Below are 18,062 nucleotides of genomic sequence, written 5' to 3' on the forward strand. Positions count from 1 at the left end.
AGGCCGGCCACTCGGCAATACCCAGCAATCCCTATCATCCACCGTCTGCGGCCTGAGTCTGCAGGGCGCCGCATTGCCTGACCTGCCGTCTTTGTTGCCGGCAGCCGCAGGGGATTGGCAGCCTGACTTGCCGCCGGATTGGCTCAAACCACCACTTCAGTCACACAGAACAGAAAGGAAAACCCGCACGATGCACGAAGTCGAGTTATTCATCCAGGACATGGCGATCATCATGCTGATCGCCGGCATCGTCACCGTTGTCTTCAACAAGTTGAAACAGCCGGTGGTGCTGGGCTATATCGTCGCGGGCGTGATCATCGGCCCGCATACCCCGCCGTACGACCTGATCCAGGATGAGAAGACCGTGCACATCCTTTCGGAGCTGGGCGTGATCTTCCTCCTGTTCTCGCTGGGGCTGGAGTTCAGTCTCAAGAAACTGGCCAAGGTCGGAGCCACCGCCTTCATTGCCGCCGCCGCAGAAATCCTGCTGATGATCTGGATCGGCTACGAGATCGGCCTGTATTTCGGCTGGAAGCGGATGGACGCCATCTTCCTGGGCGCCATGCTGGCCGTGTCCTCCACCACCATCATCGTCAAGGCCCTGAATGAGCTGGGCATGAAGAACGAGAAGTTCGCCCAGATCATCTTCGGCATCCTGATCGTGGAAGACATCCTGGCCATCGGCATGATCGCCTTGCTCTCCGGGGTGGCCACCAGCGGTTCGGTCGATTCCACCGAAGTCTTCACCACCGTGGGCAAGCTGGTGCTGTTCATGACCGTTTCGCTGGTAGTGGGCATCCTCGCGGTGCCGCGCCTGCTGAGCTTCATCGCCCGCTTCAAGAGCCAGGAGATGCTGCTGGTGGCGGTGCTGGGCATCCTCTTCGGCTTCTGCCTGCTGGTGATGAAGCTGCAATACAGTGTGGCGCTGGGGGCCTTCCTGGTGGGAGCGGTGATGGCCGAGTCGCGCCATCTGCATCGCATCGAACGCCTGGTCGAGCCGATTCGCGACATGTTCTCCGCCATCTTCTTCGTGGCCATCGGCCTGCTGTTCGATCCCAACGTGCTGGTCAAGTACTGGATGCCGATCACCGTTATCACCCTGGCCGTGGTCTTCGGCAAGCTCATCAGCTGCGGCCTGGGGACCTTCGTGGCCGGGCAGGGCGGGCGCACGCCGATGCGCGTGGGCATGGGCCTGGCGCAGATCGGCGAGTTCTCCTTCATCATCGCCGCACTGGGCCAGAGCCTGAAGGTCACCAGCGACTTCCTCTATCCCATCGTGGTGGCGGTGTCGGCGGTGACCGCATTGCTCACGCCCTACCTGATCAAGGCTGCCGACCCGCTCTCGGCCAAGGCGGTCACGCTGGTGCCGGCACGCGTATCCGGGCTGATGGGCATGTACTCCAACTGGCTGGAAAGCCTGCAACCGACCGGCGACCGCGCCGAACTCACGCGCATCATCCGCCGCATCCTGATGCAGGTGATGGTGAACCTGGCGCTGGTGATCGCCATCTTCATCGGCGGTGCCTTCTTCGTCGATGGCCTCTCGCGCCAGCTGTCGGCCTGGACGCCGGATTCCGACGTCCAGAAAGCCATTATCTGGGGTGGTGCGCTGGTGCTTTCGCTGCCATTCCTGATCGCCACCTATCGCAAGCTGCAGGCCCTGTCGATGTTGCTGGCCGAGGTCAGCGTCAAGCCCGAGTTCGCGGGAGCGTATACTTCCGGCGTGCGCAAGGTCGTCTCGGAGGTCTTGCCCATCATGTCCATCGTCGGCATCATGCTGCTGATCTTCGTGTTGAGCGCCAGCATCCTGCCGCCGCTGAACCTGCTGGCCTTCGTGCTGGCAGCCGCAGCCGGGCTGCTGTGGTTGCTCTGGAGTAAGCTGGTCAAGCTGCATTCACGGTTGCAGATCGCGCTGTTCGAGACGCTGGACGAGAAGCCGGATGATGTGCACTGAGCGGCAATCATCCCGCCATATAGGAATTTAGGGCTTCCGGAAAACCGGATCCCAGGGTTTTATTTACGTTGGACTAAAGAAAATGACTCAAGACGAACTCAAGCTGGCTGTGGCCAAGGCCGCCATCGACTACGTGGTCGATGGCGAAATCATCGGTGTGGGTACCGGCTCCACCGCCAATTTCTTCATCGATGAACTGGGCAAGATCAAGCATCGCATCAAGGGCGCGGTAGCGTCTTCCGAGGCGACGGCCGAGCGCCTGCGGTCGCACGGCATCACGGTGTTCGATCTCAACGAAGTCGAGACCATGCCCGTGTATATCGACGGCGCCGATGAGATCAATGCCGGTGGTGCCATGATCAAGGGCGGTGGTGCAGCGCTGACCCGCGAAAAGATCGTGGCCTCGGTGGCGCAGAAGTTTGTCTGCATCGCCGATGGTTCCAAGCTGGTCGACGTGCTGGGCAAATTCCCGCTGCCGGTGGAGGTGATTCCCATGTCGCACGCCGTAGTGGCCCGCAAGCTGGCTGCGCTGGGCGGTGAGCCGCGTCTGCGCCTGAACAAGAATGGCGACGGCCAGCCGCTGGTGACCGACAACGGTTGCTACATCATCGACGTACTGGGCCTGGCCATCACCGATCCGGCCGATATCGAAGACAAGATCAACAATATCGTCGGCGTGGTCACCAATGGTCTGTTTGCCCGCCAGGGTGCCAATGTCTGCCTGCTGGGCACCCCCGACGGCGTCAAGAAGCTGGAGTTCTGAAGCCCCTGTTCTGAAGGACGAGCAGCAGCTTCTGCGCTCCTGCAGGACGCAAGAAAAAATGGCCGTGTCGCGAGACACGGCCATTTTCGTTGCTGCCATCGCTGTGGATCAGCGCTGACGATCAGGGCTGCGCGGCCTTGGCCTTGACTTCGTCCCGTGCAATGACCACGGTCATGCGCGCCGGATCAAGATACTTGCGTACCGCCGCATTGAGTTGCGCCAGTGTCAGGTCGGCCAGTTTCAAATCCAGCTGCTGCTGCCACAGGAAGCTGCGGTCCAGGTTCATCAGCGCCGTCCAGCTGGTGGCGATGCCGCCATCGCCGGCGCGCTGCTGGTTGCGCTGCTGCAGGATGCCGGACTTGGCGCGCAGCAGTTCTTCGTCCGTGAAGCCATCCTTGATGAGGCGGATGATTTCTTCGCGCACGGCGGCATCGACCTTGTCCAGGTTCTGCGGGGCCGCGATGGCGCGCACGCTGAAGTAGCCCGCATCACTGATGGCGCCCACCTGCAGCCCGCTGTTGATGCCGTAGGACAGCCCATCCTGCTGGCGGATGCGGTCGGCCAGGCGCGACTTGAGGCTGGAGCCGCCCAGCAGGTAATTGGCAACCGCCAGCGCCGGATAGTCGGGATCGTCATCGCGCAGGCGGATGTTCTGGCGCGCCAGATAGACGCCGTTTTCCTTGTCGGGAGTATCGATGACGATACGCTTGGCAGGGATATCGGCCCAGGTGTGCAAGACCCGTGCATAGGGGGCCGGGCTGGCCCAGCCGGCGAAGGCCTGGTCGATGGCGGCACGGGTGGCCTGGACGTCGAAGTCACCGACGATGGCCAGCTCGCCATGGGAAGCGCCGTAGAAGCGCTGGTGGAAGGCCTTGACCTGTTCCAGCGTGACCGCCTGCACCGCGGCAATGCGCTGCTCCAGCGTTTGCGCGGCACGCCAGTCGCCGCTGGGGTAGTGGTCGAAGTGCAGTTGCAGGGCCTCGGCGGCGCGGGCGTCCGGCTCCTTGCGGGTGGCTTCCAGTGCCGCCAGCGTTTCATTCTTCAGTTGCGTGAATTCGGCCGGGTCCATGCGCGGATGGCGCAGCACCTCGCCGGCCAGCGCCAGTGCCGGGACCAGATTGTCGCGGGTGGTCTGGAAGCGATAGACGTTGCCATTGATCTTCAGGCGCGTGAATTCATCGGCCAGCTGACGACGATCCAGTTTCTCCGTGCCGCGCAGGAGCATGGCAGCCGTCAACTGGGCCACGGCACGCTGGCCGAACAGACCCTGGGCATCGCCGAATTCCAGGTTCATGCTCACCGATACCGTCTGCCCACGCGACTTCTTGGGCAGCAGTGCCAGGTTCAGCGAGGCGTGCGGCGGCTGTTCCGGTGCGATGCGGGTGGTCCGCTGTTCGATGTTGCCGGGCGCCGGGTCGAAGGCTTCCCCGGAGGCGATGGCCGGGCGCGGCTGGTATTGGGCCAGCAGTGCCTCCACGCTGGGCGCGGCGGGGACCTCGCTGCGTTGCGGGTGATCTTCCGGCAGGTACAGGCCCACGGTGCGATTGTCGCGGCGGAAATACCTGGCGGCAGCCGCAGCGATGTCGGCACTGCCCAGGCGCTGCTCCAGGTCGCGGTCGATGAATACCAGCCGCCAGTCACCACGTGCAATCGCATTGGACATGGCCACGGCCATCTGTTGCGGATTGTTCTGCAGGGTCTCGAAGTTGTTCCCGCTCTCGCGATGCAGGCGCGCCACTTCCTCGGCCGTCGGCGGCGTGGTGCTGAAGGATTCTACGGCCGCGATCATGGCCTGCTTGACGGGTTCGATGTCGACTCCGGCCTTGAGCTGCGCCACGATCATCTGCAGCCCCGGTGCGAAGCCGCTGAGCTGCATCGAATAGACCGCCGTCGCCAGTCCGGTCTCCACCAGCGACTTGTGCAGCCGGCCGTTGGGCGTGTCGGCCAGGATGTCGCTGGCGAAGGAGAGGGCGGTTGCGTCCGGGTGCAGCGCGGAAGGCATCTTGTAGCCCAGCGCCACCAGTTGCAGGTCGCCGCGCCGGCGGATGGCGAACTGGCGTTCACCGTCCTGGGTCGGCTCCACGGTCCAGAATTCCGGCAGCTTGCGCTTGGGCCGGGGCAGGCGGCCAAACGTCTGGTTGACCCATTGCAGCACCTCGGCCGGCGCGAACTTGCCGGCGATCAGCAGCACCGCATTGTCCGGCTGGTAGTACGTGCGATAGAAGGCCTGCAGGTTGTCGATGCGGACGTTCTCGATATCGCTGCGCGCGCCGATGGTGTTGCGGCCATAGCTGTGCCAGTCATAGGCCACGCTCTGCATGCGCTTCAACATCACCCGCGAGGGGGAGGTTTCGCCGGCTTCGAATTCGTTGCGCACCACGGTCATCTCGCTGTCGAGGTCCTTGCGCGCAATCCTGGAATTGACCATGCGATCGGCTTCCATGGCGATGGCCCATTGCAGGTTGTCCTGGCCGGCCTGGAAGGTCTCGTAGTAGTTGGTGCGGTCCAGCCAGGTGGTGCCGTTGAAGTTCATGCCGCGCTTGCTGAACTCCTGCGGAATGGCCGGATAGCGCGGCGACCCCTTGAACATCAGATGCTCCAGCAGGTGCGCCATGCCGGTCTCGCCGTAGTTCTCGTGGCGCGAGCCGACCAGGTAGGTGATGTTGACGGTGACGGTGGGTTTGGAGTCGTCCGGCAGCAGCAACAGTTTGAAGCCATTGGCAAAACGGTATTCGCTGATGCCCTCGGCACTGGGCCCGGCGGTGACACCGGGCGGCAACGCCAGGGACGCACCGGTAGCGGCTGTGGTGGCGCTGGCCGGGGTGGCTGCGGCAGTGGCAGCGTAGGAAACCGGGGCCGCGAGGGCCAGGCCCAGGCTGAGGGCGAGGAGGGCAAGGCGCAGATGACGCAAGGACAAGATGGACTCCAGCAGGAAGACGGATGCGAGGGTGGAATGGTAGACCCAGCCGCATTGTAGCCTCAGCGATACGGCCCCATGCGATGCACGCAGGCAAAAAAATCGCCGCCGTGGCGGACCAGGGCGGCGCTGTGCGAGTGGGCAGCGATCCGAGCCGCCCGGCCTCGCGCTTATTCGCTGGGCGGTACGAAACCGGCAGCTGCATCGGCACCTTCGCCGAAGAAGTGCTTTTCCATCTGTGCCGCCAGGTACTTGCGGGCGCGGGCATCGGCTAGCATCAGGCGGTTTTCGTTGACCAGCATGGTCTGGTGCTTCAGCCAGGCGGCCCATGCCTCCTTGGAAACGCTTTCATAGATGCGCTTGCCCAGTTCGCCCGGATAGGGCGGGAAGTCCAGGCCTTCGGCTTCCTTGTTCAGTTTGATGCAGTGGACCATGCGTGCCATGTCGATTCCTTGGTTCGTTAAGATGAAATGCCTGGGACGGGCGGGCCTGCGATGGGGGTCAGCGGTTGAGCCTGCTCACGTCCTGACGAAAAAATTCAATACAGGTTCTTGATCAGCACCTGCGATTTGCGTTGCCAGTTGTAGATCTGCTGGCGGTCCTGCGGCAGGTCGTTCACGCCTGCCAGCACGAAGCCGCGCTTGAGGAACCAGTGCGAGGTGCGCGTGGTGAGCACGAACAGCTTGGTCAGTCCGGCTTCGCGGGCGCGGGTCTCGATGTGCTTCAGGATACGGTCGCCATCGCCCTGGCCTTGCACTTCCGGGTTGACCGTCAGGCAGGCCATCTCGCCCATGCGTGCCTCGGGGAAGGGATAGAGGGCGGCGCAACCGAAGATGACGTTGTCGTGCTCGATCACCGAGAAGTAATGGATTTCGCGCTCGATCAGTTCGCGGCCGCGCTTGACCAGCGTGCCATCGGCTTCCAGCGGTTCGATCAGTTTCAGGATGCCGCCCACGTCCTCGATGGTGGCCTGGCGCAGGCTTTCCAGGTTTTCGTAGGTGACCATGGTGCCTACGCCATCGTGGGTGAACAGTTCCAGCAGGGCCGAGCCATCGGTGGCAAACGGCACGATGTGGGCACGCGAGACGCCCGCATTGCAGGCCTTGACCACGCTGGCGAGGTAGAAGGCCGCATCCGATGGCAGGAAACCCGCCGACAGCACGGCTTCAGCCTGGTGCGAGGAGAGTTCGCGGATCTCGGCTCCGGCGGCGTCCTTCATCATCGGTGTTTCCGACAGGAAGATCAGCTTTTCCGCGCGCAGCGCGATGGCCGCCGAGACCGCCACGTCTTCCATGGTCAGGTTGAAGGCTTCCCCGGTGGGTGAGAATCCTAGCGGCGAGAGCAGGACGATGCCGCCCGCATTCATGATCGGCTGGATCACGTCGGCGGCAATCTTGCGCACCACGCCGGTCAGTTGCAGGTCCACGCCATCGTAGACGCCCATCGGACGGGCCGTGACGAAATTGCCGGAGATGACGCGGATAGCCGAATGCGCCATCGGCGTATTGGGCAAGCCCTGGCTGAAGGCGGCCTCGATATCCAGGCGCAGCTCACCGGCGGCTTCCTTGGCGCATTCCAGGGCGGTGCTGTCGGTGACGCGCAGGCCATTGTGAAAGCGCGCCTCGACGTTGCGCAGTGCCAGTTGCTCGGCCACCTGTGGGCGCGAGCCGTGTACCACCACCACCCGGATGCCCAGGGCGTGCAGCAGCGAGAGGTCCTGGGCCAGTACCTGCAGGTCGCCGGCCGTGACCAGCTCACCCGGGAAGGCGACCACGAAGGTCTTGCCGCGGAAGGCGTGGACATAGGGCGCGACGGAACGCAGCCAGTTGACGAATTCGGTCTGTTTTTCCATGACGCGCATTATAACCAGCGTCGGCGCTGGGCGTAGGCTTGCGCGCTACCAGCGGCCAGATTTCTTGCGGGGATGTTGCAAAGCGGGACCAATGGCCCGACCAGCATGACCGGCAGAGCCTGGCCAGACTGCCCGAACTTGCACCATGGGCCCGGCAGCCGCCTGCAGCCTGACCGGGCGGGCCGTGGCAGGTATAATGTCGGCCTCATGTCCGTTACCAAAGCACCCACCACCACGCCCGGCGCCGAGCCGCAGAAGAACCCGCAGCAGGAGCGCCCGCGCAATGAGCGCAATGTCCGCGATGGCCGCGATGGCCGCACCCCGCGCCGCGCCGATCCCGCCGCTGACGCCGCGCCGCCGCTGCGCAACCCGCTGCCGCCGGTAACCTTCCCGGAAGAGCTGCCGGTCTCCGGCCGCCGCCACGAGATCGCCGAGGCGCTGCGTCGCCACCAGGTCGTCATCGTCAGTGGCGAGACCGGTTCCGGCAAGACCACCCAGTTGCCCAAGATCTGCCTGGAGCTGGGCCGTGGCGAAAAGGGCTTGATCGGCCACACCCAGCCGCGCCGTATCGCCGCCTCGTCCACCGCCAAGCGCATCGCCCAGGAGCTCAATTCCCCGCCCGGTGAGCTGGTGGGCTACAAGGTGCGCTTCAATGACACCCTGTCCAAGGGCGCCTGGATCAAGCTGATGACCGACGGCATCCTGCTGGCCGAGACCCAGACCGATCCGCTCTTGCGCCAGTACGACACCATCATCATCGACGAGGCGCATGAACGCAGCCTCAACATCGATTTCCTGCTGGGCTACCTCAAGCAATTGCTGCCCCGGCGTCCCGACCTGAAGATCATCATCACCTCGGCCACCATCGACGCCGACCGCTTCGCCCGCCATTTCGGCCGCGAGGTCAAGGGCGAGATCGTACCGGCCCCGGTGATCGAGGTCTCGGGTCGTCTGTATCCGGTGGAAATCCGCTATCGGCCCATCGACAATGCCGACCGCAGCGGCGTCTCCACCGAGGTGGCGCAGGCCCGCGCCCGTGCCGAAGGGCGTGCCAGCCAGGCCCAGAAGGACCGCGAACAACGCGACCTGATGGATGCCGTGGTCGACGCCGTCGATGAGCTGGCCCGCATCGGTTCCGGCGACGTGCTGGTGTTCCTGCCCGGCGAGCGCGAGATTCGCGACGCCGCTGAAGCCCTGCGCAAACACCATCCGCCGCATGTGGAAATCCTGCCGCTGTTTGCCCGCCTGTCGGCACAGGACCAGGAGCGCGTCTTCAAGACCAGCAATGCCCGACGCATCGTGCTGGCCACCAACGTCGCCGAGACCTCGTTGACGGTGCCGGGCATCCGCTACGTGGTCGATGCCGGCCTGGCGCGTGTGAAGCGCTACAGCTATCGCAACAAGGTCGAGCAGCTGCAGATCGAACCGGTGGCGCAATCGGCCGCCAACCAGCGCGCCGGCCGTTGCGGCCGGGTGGCAGCGGGGGTGTGTATCCGTCTGTATGACGAGCAGGATTTCCTGCAGCGCCCCAAGTTCACCGACCCGGAAATCCTGCGCTCCTCGCTGGCCTCGGTCATCCTGCGCATGAAGTCGCTGCACCTGACGGACGTGGAGAGCTTCCCCTTCATCGAACCACCCCTGGGGCGCGCCATCGCCGATGGCTACCAACTGCTGCAGGAGCTGGGCGCGGTAGAAGAGCAGGACGGCGTGAACCGCCTCACGCCCCTGGGCAAGCAGCTGGCGCGCCTGCCGCTGGACCCGCGTGTGGGCCGCATGATCCTGGCCGGTCGCGACAATGCCTGCCTGACCGAATTGCTGATCATCGCCGCCGCCGTCTCGGTGCAGGACCCGCGTGACCGGCCGATGGACGCGCAGAACGCGGCCGACAACGCGCACAAGAAATTCGCCGATGAGAAATCCGAGTTCGCCAGCTACCTGAAGATCTGGAAGTGGTTCGAAGAAGCCATCGCCCACAAGAAATCCAATCGCCAGCTGCAGGAACACTGCCGCGAGAACTTCCTCTCGCAGCTGCGCCTGCGCGAGTGGCGCGACGTCCACTCGCAATTGCTGACCATCGTCAAGGAACAGGGCTGGCGCCTGAACGAAGCCGCGGCCACCTATGACCAGCTGCACCTGGCGCTGCTGACCGGCCTGCTGGGCAATGTCGGCTTCAAGAGCGAGGACGATGCGCAATACCTGGGCGCACGCGGCATCAAGTTCAACATCTGGCCCGGCGCACACCTCACCAAGAAGCCCGGCCGCTGGGTTATGGCCGCCGAACTGGTCGATACCGCCCGCCTGTATGCCCGCTGCGTGGCCAACATCCAGCCCGAGTGGCTGGAAAAGCTGGGCGGCCACCTGCTGAAGAAATCCTGGGGCGAGCCGCGCTGGGAGAAGCGCGCCGCGCAAGTCACGGCATCCGAGCGCGCTACGCTCTACGGCCTGGTGGTGTATAGCCAGCGCCGCATCAACTACGGCAACATCAACCCGGCCGAGGCCCGCGAGATCTTCATCCGTGATGGTCTGGTCGGTGGCGACTTCGACACCCGCGCCCCGTTCTTCGCGCACAACCAGAAGCTGGTCCGCGAGATCGAGAACCTGGAACACAAGTCGCGCCGCCTGGACGTGCTGGTGGATGACGAGCTCATCATCGGTTTCTACGACAAGCTGATCCCGCACGACATCTGCAACGGCGTGGACTTCGAGAAGTGGCACAAGCAGGCCACCGCCGCCGATCCCAAGCTGCTCTACCTGAACCGCGACGACCTGATGCGCCACGAGGCGGCCGGCGTCACCACCGAACTCTTCCCCAAGACCATGAACGTGGCCGGCATCGCCATGGCGCTGTCCTACCACTTCGAACCGGGCGCCCCGCGTGACGGCGTCACCCTGACCGTGCCGCTGTATGCCCTGAACCAGGTCTCGGCGGACCGCTGTGAATGGCTGGTACCGGGCATGCTCAAGGAAAAGGTGCATCTGCTGCTGAAATCCCTGCCGCAGAAACTGCGCCGCCACTGCGTGCCGCTGCCCGATTACGCAGCGCGTTTCTGCGAGCGCATGGAAGAACGCAAGACCTTCGGGCGCGGCAACCTGATCGACGCCATCATCGCCGACATCCGCGAACAGATCACGCTCCTGGTCAAGCCCAGCGACTTCAAGCAGGAGACGCTGTCGGCCCACCACGCGATGAACTTCAAGATCATCGACGAACATGGTCGTCAGCTGGAAATGGGCCGCAACCTCGCCGCCCTGCAAGCCGAGTTTGGCGGCCAGGCCCGCCAGCAGTTCCAGAAGCTGGCCGAGCAGGTGGCCATCGCACCGCGTGACGACAGCGACGACGAGGCTGCCGCGCCGGCGACCCAGAAGGCAGCGCCCAAGGGAGCCGCCACCTCTACCGCCGCGGCATCGACAAACGCTGCACCGGCTTCCACAGGCGAGTACAGCAACCTCACCGGCTGGAGCTTCGGCGAGCTGCCCGAACTGCTGGAAATCACCCGAGGCAGCGGCAAGCAGGCACAGACCCTGATCGGATTCCCGGCGCTGGTGGACCGCAAGACCCATTGCGACCTTGAAGTCTTCGACGACCCGGCCGAGGCTGCGCGCTTCCATTACGCCGGCCTGCGCCGCCTGTTCGCGCTGCAGATGAAGGAGCAGCTGAAGTACCTGGAGAAGAACATCCCCGGCCTGCAGCAGATGGGCATGCAATTCATGGCCCTGGGATCACAGGAAGAATTGCGCGAGCAGATCCTGAATGCCGGCCTGGAACGCGCCTTCCTGCAGGACCCGCTGCCACGCAATGCGGACGAATTCAATCGTCGGCGCGACGAAGGCAAGGCCCGCCTGGGCCTGCTGGTCAACGAGATTGCCCGCCTGTGTGGCCAGATCCTGGCCGAATATCATGCGCTGCCCAAGAAGCTGCAGGGCATCAAGGCCCACGCCCAGGCGGCGGCCGACATGCAGGCGCAGCTTTCGCAACTGGTGGGCAAGCGCTTCGTGGCCGAGACCGACTATGGCAACCTCAGCCACTATCCGCGCTACCTCAAGGCCATCAACGTGCGCCTGGACAAGCTGCGCGCCGACCCGGCCCGTGATACGCGCCTGCTGGGCGAGTGGAACTCGGTGGCGCTGCCTTACCAGCGTGCCTTGAAGGACCGCGCCGGCCGGGCCGATCCCAAGATGACCGAGTTCCGCTGGATGCTGGAGGAATTGCGCGTATCGCTGTATGCGCAGGAACTGAAGACGCCCATGCCGGTGTCGGTGAAGCGCTTGCAGAAGGTGTGGGAGAGTATGCAGCGCTAGGTACGTGATTGGCAGCGTGGCACGGCCCGAAAACCGCTTCCACGCTGCGATTCAGCCAATTTCCACCGATTTTCGCGTAAAATGCGTGATTCTTTGAATCAGTCGAGTACGTCGAACACCATGGCCATCAAGTCAGACAAGTGGATCCGCCGCATGGCGGAGCAGGAAGGAATGATCGAACCCTTCGAGCCGGGGCAGGTGCGCCAGTCGGCGGACGGGGCCAAGATCGTTTCCTACGGCACCTCGTCCTATGGTTACGATATCCGCTGCGCCGACGAATTCAAGATCTTCACCAACATCAATTCCACCATCGTCGATCCGAAGAACTTCGACGAGAAATCCTTCGTGGATTTCAAGGGCGATGTCTGCATCATCCCGCCGAACTCCTTCGCGCTGGCCCGTACCGTCGAATACTTCCGCATCCCGCGTAGCGTGCTGACCATCTGCCTGGGCAAGTCCACCTACGCGCGCTGCGGCATCATCGTCAACGTCACCCCCTTCGAGCCGGAATGGGAAGGCTACGTCACCCTGGAGTTTTCCAATACCACCCCGCTGCCGGCCAAGATCTACGCTGGCGAAGGCTGTGCCCAGGTGCTGTTCTTCGAGAGCGATGAAATCTGCGAAACTTCCTACAAGGATCGCGGCGGCAAGTACCAGGGCCAGCATGGCGTGACCTTGCCCAAGACCTGAGCACATCGCGGCGTCAAGCTGATAAACGATTTACAAAGAAGGCTTCCTGCGGGAAGCCTTCTTTGTATGGATGGCGCTTCTGCCATATGTCGTACGTGTTCAACGGCGCTTGCGGCCGGCGCTTAGTTTCAGCGCCTCTTCCCGCATCAGCCGCGCCGCGCCGCTGATGCTGCCGGTCCGGTAGGCCAGGTGCAGCGGGGCTTTCAGGTCCGAGGCACCGGTCAGCCTGAGATAGACCACCCCCTCCGCATTGACCCGCGTCATCGATGCCGGGATCACCGCCACACCGACGCCTGCCGCGACCAGCGACAGCGTGGAGAGGTTCTTGCGCGCCTCCTGGAGCACCTGTGGCGAGAAGCCGGCCGCGTGGCAGGCGGCGATGATGGTGTCGTACAGGCCGGGGCCGTTGGGCCGGCGCGTCATGATGAAGGATTCCTCGGCCAGGGCGTGCAGGGCGATGCTCTTGCGCTTGCCGCCGTCGGCCAGCGGATGGTCGATGGGGAGCGCGGCGACCATGTCTTCCACCAGCATGGTTTCTATCGTCAGCCCGCTGGCGTCGCCCACCGGCGAGCGCACGAAGGCGAGGTCGAGCCGCTTGCCGCGCAGTGATTCGATCAGTTCGTTGGTATTGCTCTCTTCCACCGTCATGATCACGTCCGGCGCATCGGCGCGGAAGGCGCGGATCACCGAATGCACGAAGGGATGCAGTGAAGCCGATTCGGTGAATCCCACCGCGATGCGCCCCATCTTGCCCTGGGCGATGCGGCGCACGCTGGCCACCGTGGTATCCAGCTGGGCCAGCAGGGCGCGGGCGTCGACGAGCAGGGCGGCGCCGCTGTCGGTCAGCTCCATGCCGCGTGGCAGGCGATTGAACAGGGTCACGCCCAGCTCGCGCTCCAGCACGCGGATCTGCTGCGACAGCGGCGGTTGCTGGATCCCGATGCGTTCGGCTGCCTTGGTCAGGTGGCCCTCTTCGGCAACGGCGATGAAATAGCGCAGCAGGCGCAGGTCGATGGCAGGTGACATATCGTATGAATATGGATAGGCTATCTGACATATATTAGACAAAAACCCTCCTCAAGAGTAGCCTTTCATGCATGCGGCAATCACGCCGCGCCTGCATGAGACGACGATGAGCACTCCCGATCCCCTGGCCCCAGAGCGGCCTGTCCCCACTACCAGAGAACTGTTCCTGGGCTTCCTCGGCCTGGGCATGACCGCCTTCGGCGGGGCGCTGCCGCTGGCGCATCGCATGATCGTGGAACGGCGGCGCTGGCTGACCGAACCCGAATTCGTGGAACTGCTGGGGCTGTGCCAGTTTCTGCCGGGCGGCAACATCATCAACCTGTCGGTGGCGCTGGGCATGAAATTCCGCGGCTGGAAGGGTGCGCTGGCAGGCATCACCGGACTGATCGCGGTGCCGTCCATCGTCGTGATCCTGCTGGGGATGATTTACCAACACTTCCAGCATGATCCCAACGTCAAGCACCTCTTCGCCGGATTGGCCGCGGCCGCTGCCGGGCTGCTGATCCAGATGGCGGTGAAGATCGCGCTGCCGCTGCGCAAGAACCTGGTGCTGGCGGGGGTGGCCATCGTCTGCTTCGTGGCCATCGCCTTGCTGCGCATCCCGCTGCTGTGGGTGATGCTGGTGATGACGCCGATCAGCGTGATCCTGACCGCCCGCTACGGCGAGCGTTTCGCCGCCAGGCCGCAGGTTGCGGCTGCCAAGGATGGCGTCAAGGACACAGCCAAGAAGGAGGGCGCGCAATGAGCCAGACCCTGATCGCATTGGCCGTCATCTTCACGCAGTTGTCGGTGCTGGCCTTCGGTGGCGGCAATACCATCCTGCCGGAGATGCAGCGCCAGGTGGTGGAGGTGCATCACTGGATGACGGCCGAGGATTTCAGTGCCCTGTTTGCCCTGGGCCAGGCCGCGCCCGGTCCCAACCTGATGGTGGTGACCCTGGTGGGCTGGCATGTAGCCGGCTTCTGGGGGATGCTGGTGACCAGCCTGGCCAAGTTCGGGCCGTCGTCCATCATCACCATCATCATGCTTCACGTGTGGGAGAGGTTCAAGGACAAGCCCTGGCGGCGTCACGTGCAGGCCGGGCTGCTCCCGGTGACCGGCGGATTGGTGGCGGCATCGGCGTTGCTGATCGCCCAGGCCTCGATCACCCATGGCTTCCTGGCGGCGATCACGGCGGCTACCGCCATCATCGCGCTCAAGACCAGGATCCATCCGTTGTGGTTATTGTTTGGCGGGGCCTTGGCGGGGTTCTTCTATCTCGGCACTTTCTGACGGCGCGGCTGGCGCGGAGTCCCTGCGCCTTCGATACGCGGCAGAGCCGCTACTCAGTCCGAACGGGAGTGGGTATGTCGATCCCGAAAAGAAAACAGCCGATGCCTTCGCAGGCATCGGCTGTTTTTTACGTTCAGCGCTGAGGCTTATTGCTTGACGCAATCCACGAAGTAATCGCGGCGGCCGTTGACTTCGCGCTTGACCAGACCGTGCACGTCGGTTTCGAAACCGGGGAATTTCTCGTTGAAATCACGGGCGAACTTCAGGTAATCGACGATGGTCTTGTTGAAGATTTCGCCCGGGATCAGCAGCGGAATACCCGGCGGATACGGGGTCAGCAGGATCGAAGTGACGCGGCCTTCGAGTTCATCCAGGGGGACGCGGTCGATCTCGCGGTGGGCCATCTTGGCGAAGGCATCCGAGGGCTTCATGGCCGGTTGCATGTCCGAGAGATACATCTCGGTGGTCAGGCGGGCCACGTCGTAGGCACGGTAGGTCTCGTGGATCTGCTGGCACAGGTCGCGCAGGCCCAGGCGCTCGTAGCGCGGGTTGCGCTGGGCGAACTCGGGCAGGATGCGCCAGATCGGCTGGTTCTTGTCGTAGTCGTCCTTGAACTGCTGCAGTGCCGTCACCAGCGTGTTCCAGCGGCCCTTGGTGATGCCGATGGTGAACATGATGAAGAAGGAATACAGGCCGCACTTTTCCACGATCACGCCGTGCTCGGCCAGGTACTTGGTCACGATGGAGGCCGGGATGCCGGTCTCGCCGAACTGGCCGTTCAGGGCCAGGCCGGGGGTGACGATGGTGGCCTTGATCGGGTCCAGCATGTTGAAGCCCGGTGCCAGGTCGCCGAAGCCGTGCCAGTCGTCCTCGGCCTTGATGACCCAGTCTTCGCGCTCGCCGATGCCGTCGGCGGCGAAGCTGTTGGGGCCCCAGACCTGGAACCACCACTCATCGCCGAACTCCTGATCGATCTTCTTCATGGCGCGGCGGAAGTCGAGCGCCTCGATGATGCTTTCTTCCACCAGCGCCGTGCCGCCGGGGGCTTCCATCATGGCCGCGGCGACGTCGCAGGAGGCGATGATGGAGTATTGCGGCGAGGTCGAGGTGTGCATCAGGAAGGCTTCGTTGAAGGCATCCTCGTCCAGCTTCACGGTTTCCGATTCGCGCACCAGGATCTGCGAGGCCTGCGACAGGCCGGCCAGCAGCTTGTGGGTCGACTGGGTCGAGAAGATCAGCGATTTCTTGGCGCGCGGGCGGTCCTTGCCGATGGCGTGCATGTCCTTGTAGAAGTCGTGGAAGGTGGCGTGCGGCAGCCAGGCTTCGTCGAAGTGCAGGGTCTCGATTTCGCCGTCGAGCATGTCCTTCAGGGTTTCGACGTTGTAGACCACGCCGTCATAGGTCGACTGGGTGATGGTCAGGATGCGCGGCTTCTTGTTCTTGGCTTCGCGGGCGAAGGGGTTGGCTTCGATCTTGCGCTGGATGCTTTCCAGCGTGAACTCTTCCAGCGGGATCGGTCCGATGATGCCCAGGTGATTGCGGGTGGGCATCAGGAACACGGGAATCGCGCCGGTCATGATGATGGAGTGCAGGATGGACTTGTGGCAGTTGCGGTCCACCACCACGATGTCGCCGGGGGCGACGGTGGAGTGCCACACCATCTTGTTGGAGGTCGAGGTACCGTTGGTGACGAAGTAGCAGTGGTCGGCATTGAAGATGCGCGCCGCATTGCGTTCCGAATTGGCCACCGGGCCGGTGTGGTCCAGCAGCTGGCCCAGTTCTTCCACGGCGTTGCAGACGTCGGCGCGCAGCATGCGCTCGCCGAAGAACTGGTGGAACATCTGGCCCACGGGCGACTTCAGGAAGGCCACGCCGCCGGAGTGGCCGGGGCAGTGCCAGGAATAGGAGCCATCCTGGGCGTAATCGACCAGGGCGCGGAAGAAGGGCGGGGCCAGGCCGTCTAGGTAGGACTTGGCTTCACGGATGATGTGGCGGGCCACGAACTCCGGGGTGTCCTCGAACATGTGGATGAAGCCGTGCAGTTCACGCAGCACATCATTGGGGATGTGGCGCGAGGTGCGGGTTTCACCGTAGAGATAGATGGGGATGTCGGCGTTCTTGTGGCGGATCTCGCTGACGAAGGCGCGCAGGGCCTTGAGGGCGTGGTCGGTTTCCTCGTCGGAGCCGGCCCCCATTTCCTCGTCGTCGATGGACAGGATGAAGGCCGAGGCGCGCGACTGCTGTTGTGCGAACTGGGCCAGGTCGCCGTAGCTGGTCACGCCCAGCACTTCCATGCCTTCGGCTTCGATGGCGTCAGCCAGGGCGCGGATGCCCAGGCCCGAGGTGTTCTCGGAGCGGAAGTCTTCGTCGATGATGACGATGGGGAATCGGAATTTCATGGAATTCTCCAGGCTTCGCGCGCGTGGGGCGCCGGGTAGGCGGACGCGCGCAGGGGTGAAAAGAAGAGCGCCTGGGCTGGCAGTGCTTGCGCGCCGGAAAAAATGAAAGCGGGATTGTCGCAGATATGCGCTAAAGAGGTGCGCAGTTTAAGCAAAAACGGGAAAAAACAACAGCCGCTGTCCGGACCCGATTCAACGTCTTTGGTACGTCACAAAAGCGTAGTCCAATCCGGAAGTTTCGGAGTGGTGTTCCTCGCGCGCCGTCTCCTGCCAACGCTGCTCGTCGATGGCCGGGAAGAAGGCGTCGCAGTCGAAGCTGCCGGCGATGCGCGTGATGATCAGGCGGTCCACCAGCGGCAGGGCCTCGGCATAGATCTGGGCACCACCGATGATGAAGGCCGGGGCGTCGCCGGCCAGGGCCGCAGCCGCCTGCAGCGAGGTCGCGGTTTCCACGCCGTCGTGTTGCCAGTCGGCATTGCGGGTGATGACGATGTTGCGGCGATTGGGCAACGGCCGACCGATCGATTCGAAGGTCTTGCGGCCCATCAGGATGGCATGCCCCGAGGTGGTGCGCTTGAAGTGGGCCAGGTCTTCCGGCAGGCGCCAGGGCAGGGTGTTGTTGATGCCGATGCCGTTGTTGAGGTCGGTGGCGACGACGATGGTGAGCTGGCCGGAAGGTGTGGTCATGCGGATGCGTTCTTGCCTGAATGGAGTGGAAGGTGGTCGAGGCCGCTCAAATCAGCCTGGACTGGTCTGATTGGCCTGGATGGCCCTGAATCGGTCGCAGCGGGCCGGCCCTGGGCCGGTGACGATTTCTTCAGACGCATAATGTTACAGCAGCCATGCTGCGGCACGGAACTTTCTGCACCTGCACCTGCCCTTATACCTGA

12 protein-coding genes are annotated in these 18,062 nt (G+C 63.7%); 6 read left to right on the forward strand and 6 right to left on the reverse strand.

What is annotated here, in order from left to right:
* The first annotated feature begins 190 nt into the window (after positions 1-190).
* Positions 191-1,954, forward strand: coding sequence for a cation:proton antiporter (locus tag ACEOAC_RS07055; protein ID WP_182992722.1), 1,764 nt, complete (start codon positions 191-193; stop codon positions 1,952-1,954).
* Positions 1,955-2,036: 82 nt separating this feature from the next.
* Positions 2,037-2,717 (forward strand): ribose-5-phosphate isomerase RpiA, encoded by a 681-nt coding sequence (rpiA, locus tag ACEOAC_RS07060; protein WP_413443512.1) that lies wholly within the window; start codon positions 2,037-2,039, stop codon positions 2,715-2,717.
* A gap of 121 nt (positions 2,718-2,838) precedes the next feature.
* On the opposite strand, the gene ACEOAC_RS07065 is transcribed toward rpiA, so the two are convergent.
* From ACEOAC_RS07065 to argA, 3 genes are all read right to left on the reverse strand, one after another.
* Entirely contained in the window at positions 2,839-5,634 is a 2,796-nt protein-coding gene (locus ACEOAC_RS07065) for a M16 family metallopeptidase (protein WP_413443513.1), read from the reverse strand.
* A 170-nt stretch (positions 5,635-5,804) separates the two neighbouring features.
* Entirely contained in the window at positions 5,805-6,077 is a 273-nt protein-coding gene (locus ACEOAC_RS07070; protein ID WP_006464383.1) for an oxidative damage protection protein, read from the reverse strand.
* A 95-nt stretch (positions 6,078-6,172) separates the two neighbouring features.
* Entirely contained in the window at positions 6,173-7,486 is a 1,314-nt protein-coding gene (argA, locus tag ACEOAC_RS07075) for an amino-acid N-acetyltransferase (protein ID WP_006464382.1), read from the reverse strand.
* A gap of 207 nt (positions 7,487-7,693) precedes the next feature.
* On the opposite strand from argA, the gene hrpA reads away from it, so the two are divergent.
* Together hrpA and dcd are read left to right on the forward strand one after the other, a co-directional pair.
* Positions 7,694-11,785 (forward strand): ATP-dependent RNA helicase HrpA, encoded by a 4,092-nt coding sequence (gene hrpA / locus ACEOAC_RS07080; protein WP_413628757.1) that lies wholly within the window; start codon positions 7,694-7,696, stop codon positions 11,783-11,785.
* Between the two features lie 120 nt (positions 11,786-11,905).
* On the forward strand, positions 11,906-12,475 hold the full coding sequence (gene dcd / locus ACEOAC_RS07085; protein WP_006464380.1) for a dCTP deaminase: 570 nt from the start codon (positions 11,906-11,908) through the stop codon (positions 12,473-12,475).
* Between the two features lie 99 nt (positions 12,476-12,574).
* Here the strand turns inward: dcd and ACEOAC_RS07090 are convergent, their stop codons facing one another.
* A complete protein-coding gene (locus ACEOAC_RS07090) occupies positions 12,575-13,501 on the reverse strand; it encodes a LysR family transcriptional regulator (RefSeq protein ID WP_102664670.1) in 927 nt (308 codons plus the stop codon).
* Positions 13,502-13,607: 106 nt separating this feature from the next.
* Between ACEOAC_RS07090 and ACEOAC_RS07095 the strand changes: the two genes are divergently transcribed.
* The gene (locus tag ACEOAC_RS07095; RefSeq protein ID WP_413444589.1) at positions 13,608-14,246 is read left to right on the forward strand and encodes a chromate transporter; all 639 of its coding nucleotides are present in this window, start codon (positions 13,608-13,610) and stop codon (positions 14,244-14,246) included.
* On the forward strand, positions 14,243-14,773 hold the full coding sequence (locus ACEOAC_RS07100) for a chromate transporter (RefSeq protein ID WP_413444588.1): 531 nt from the start codon (positions 14,243-14,245) through the stop codon (positions 14,771-14,773). The genes ACEOAC_RS07095 and ACEOAC_RS07100 overlap by 4 nt, the downstream gene beginning before the upstream one ends.
* 146 nt (positions 14,774-14,919) lie before the next feature.
* Here the strand turns inward: ACEOAC_RS07100 and ACEOAC_RS07105 are convergent, their stop codons facing one another.
* On the reverse strand, positions 14,920-17,172 hold the full coding sequence (locus ACEOAC_RS07105) for an arginine/lysine/ornithine decarboxylase (RefSeq protein ID WP_006464376.1): 2,253 nt from the start codon (positions 17,170-17,172) through the stop codon (positions 14,920-14,922).
* A gap of 192 nt (positions 17,173-17,364) precedes the next feature.
* On the reverse strand, positions 17,365-17,859 hold the full coding sequence (locus ACEOAC_RS07110) for a dihydrofolate reductase (RefSeq protein ID WP_006464375.1): 495 nt from the start codon (positions 17,857-17,859) through the stop codon (positions 17,365-17,367).
* Positions 17,860-18,062 lie beyond the last annotated feature (203 nt).

This window comes from Herbaspirillum frisingense (assembly GCF_047325095.1).
Lineage (GTDB): Bacteria > Pseudomonadota > Gammaproteobacteria > Burkholderiales > Burkholderiaceae_D > Herbaspirillum > Herbaspirillum frisingense.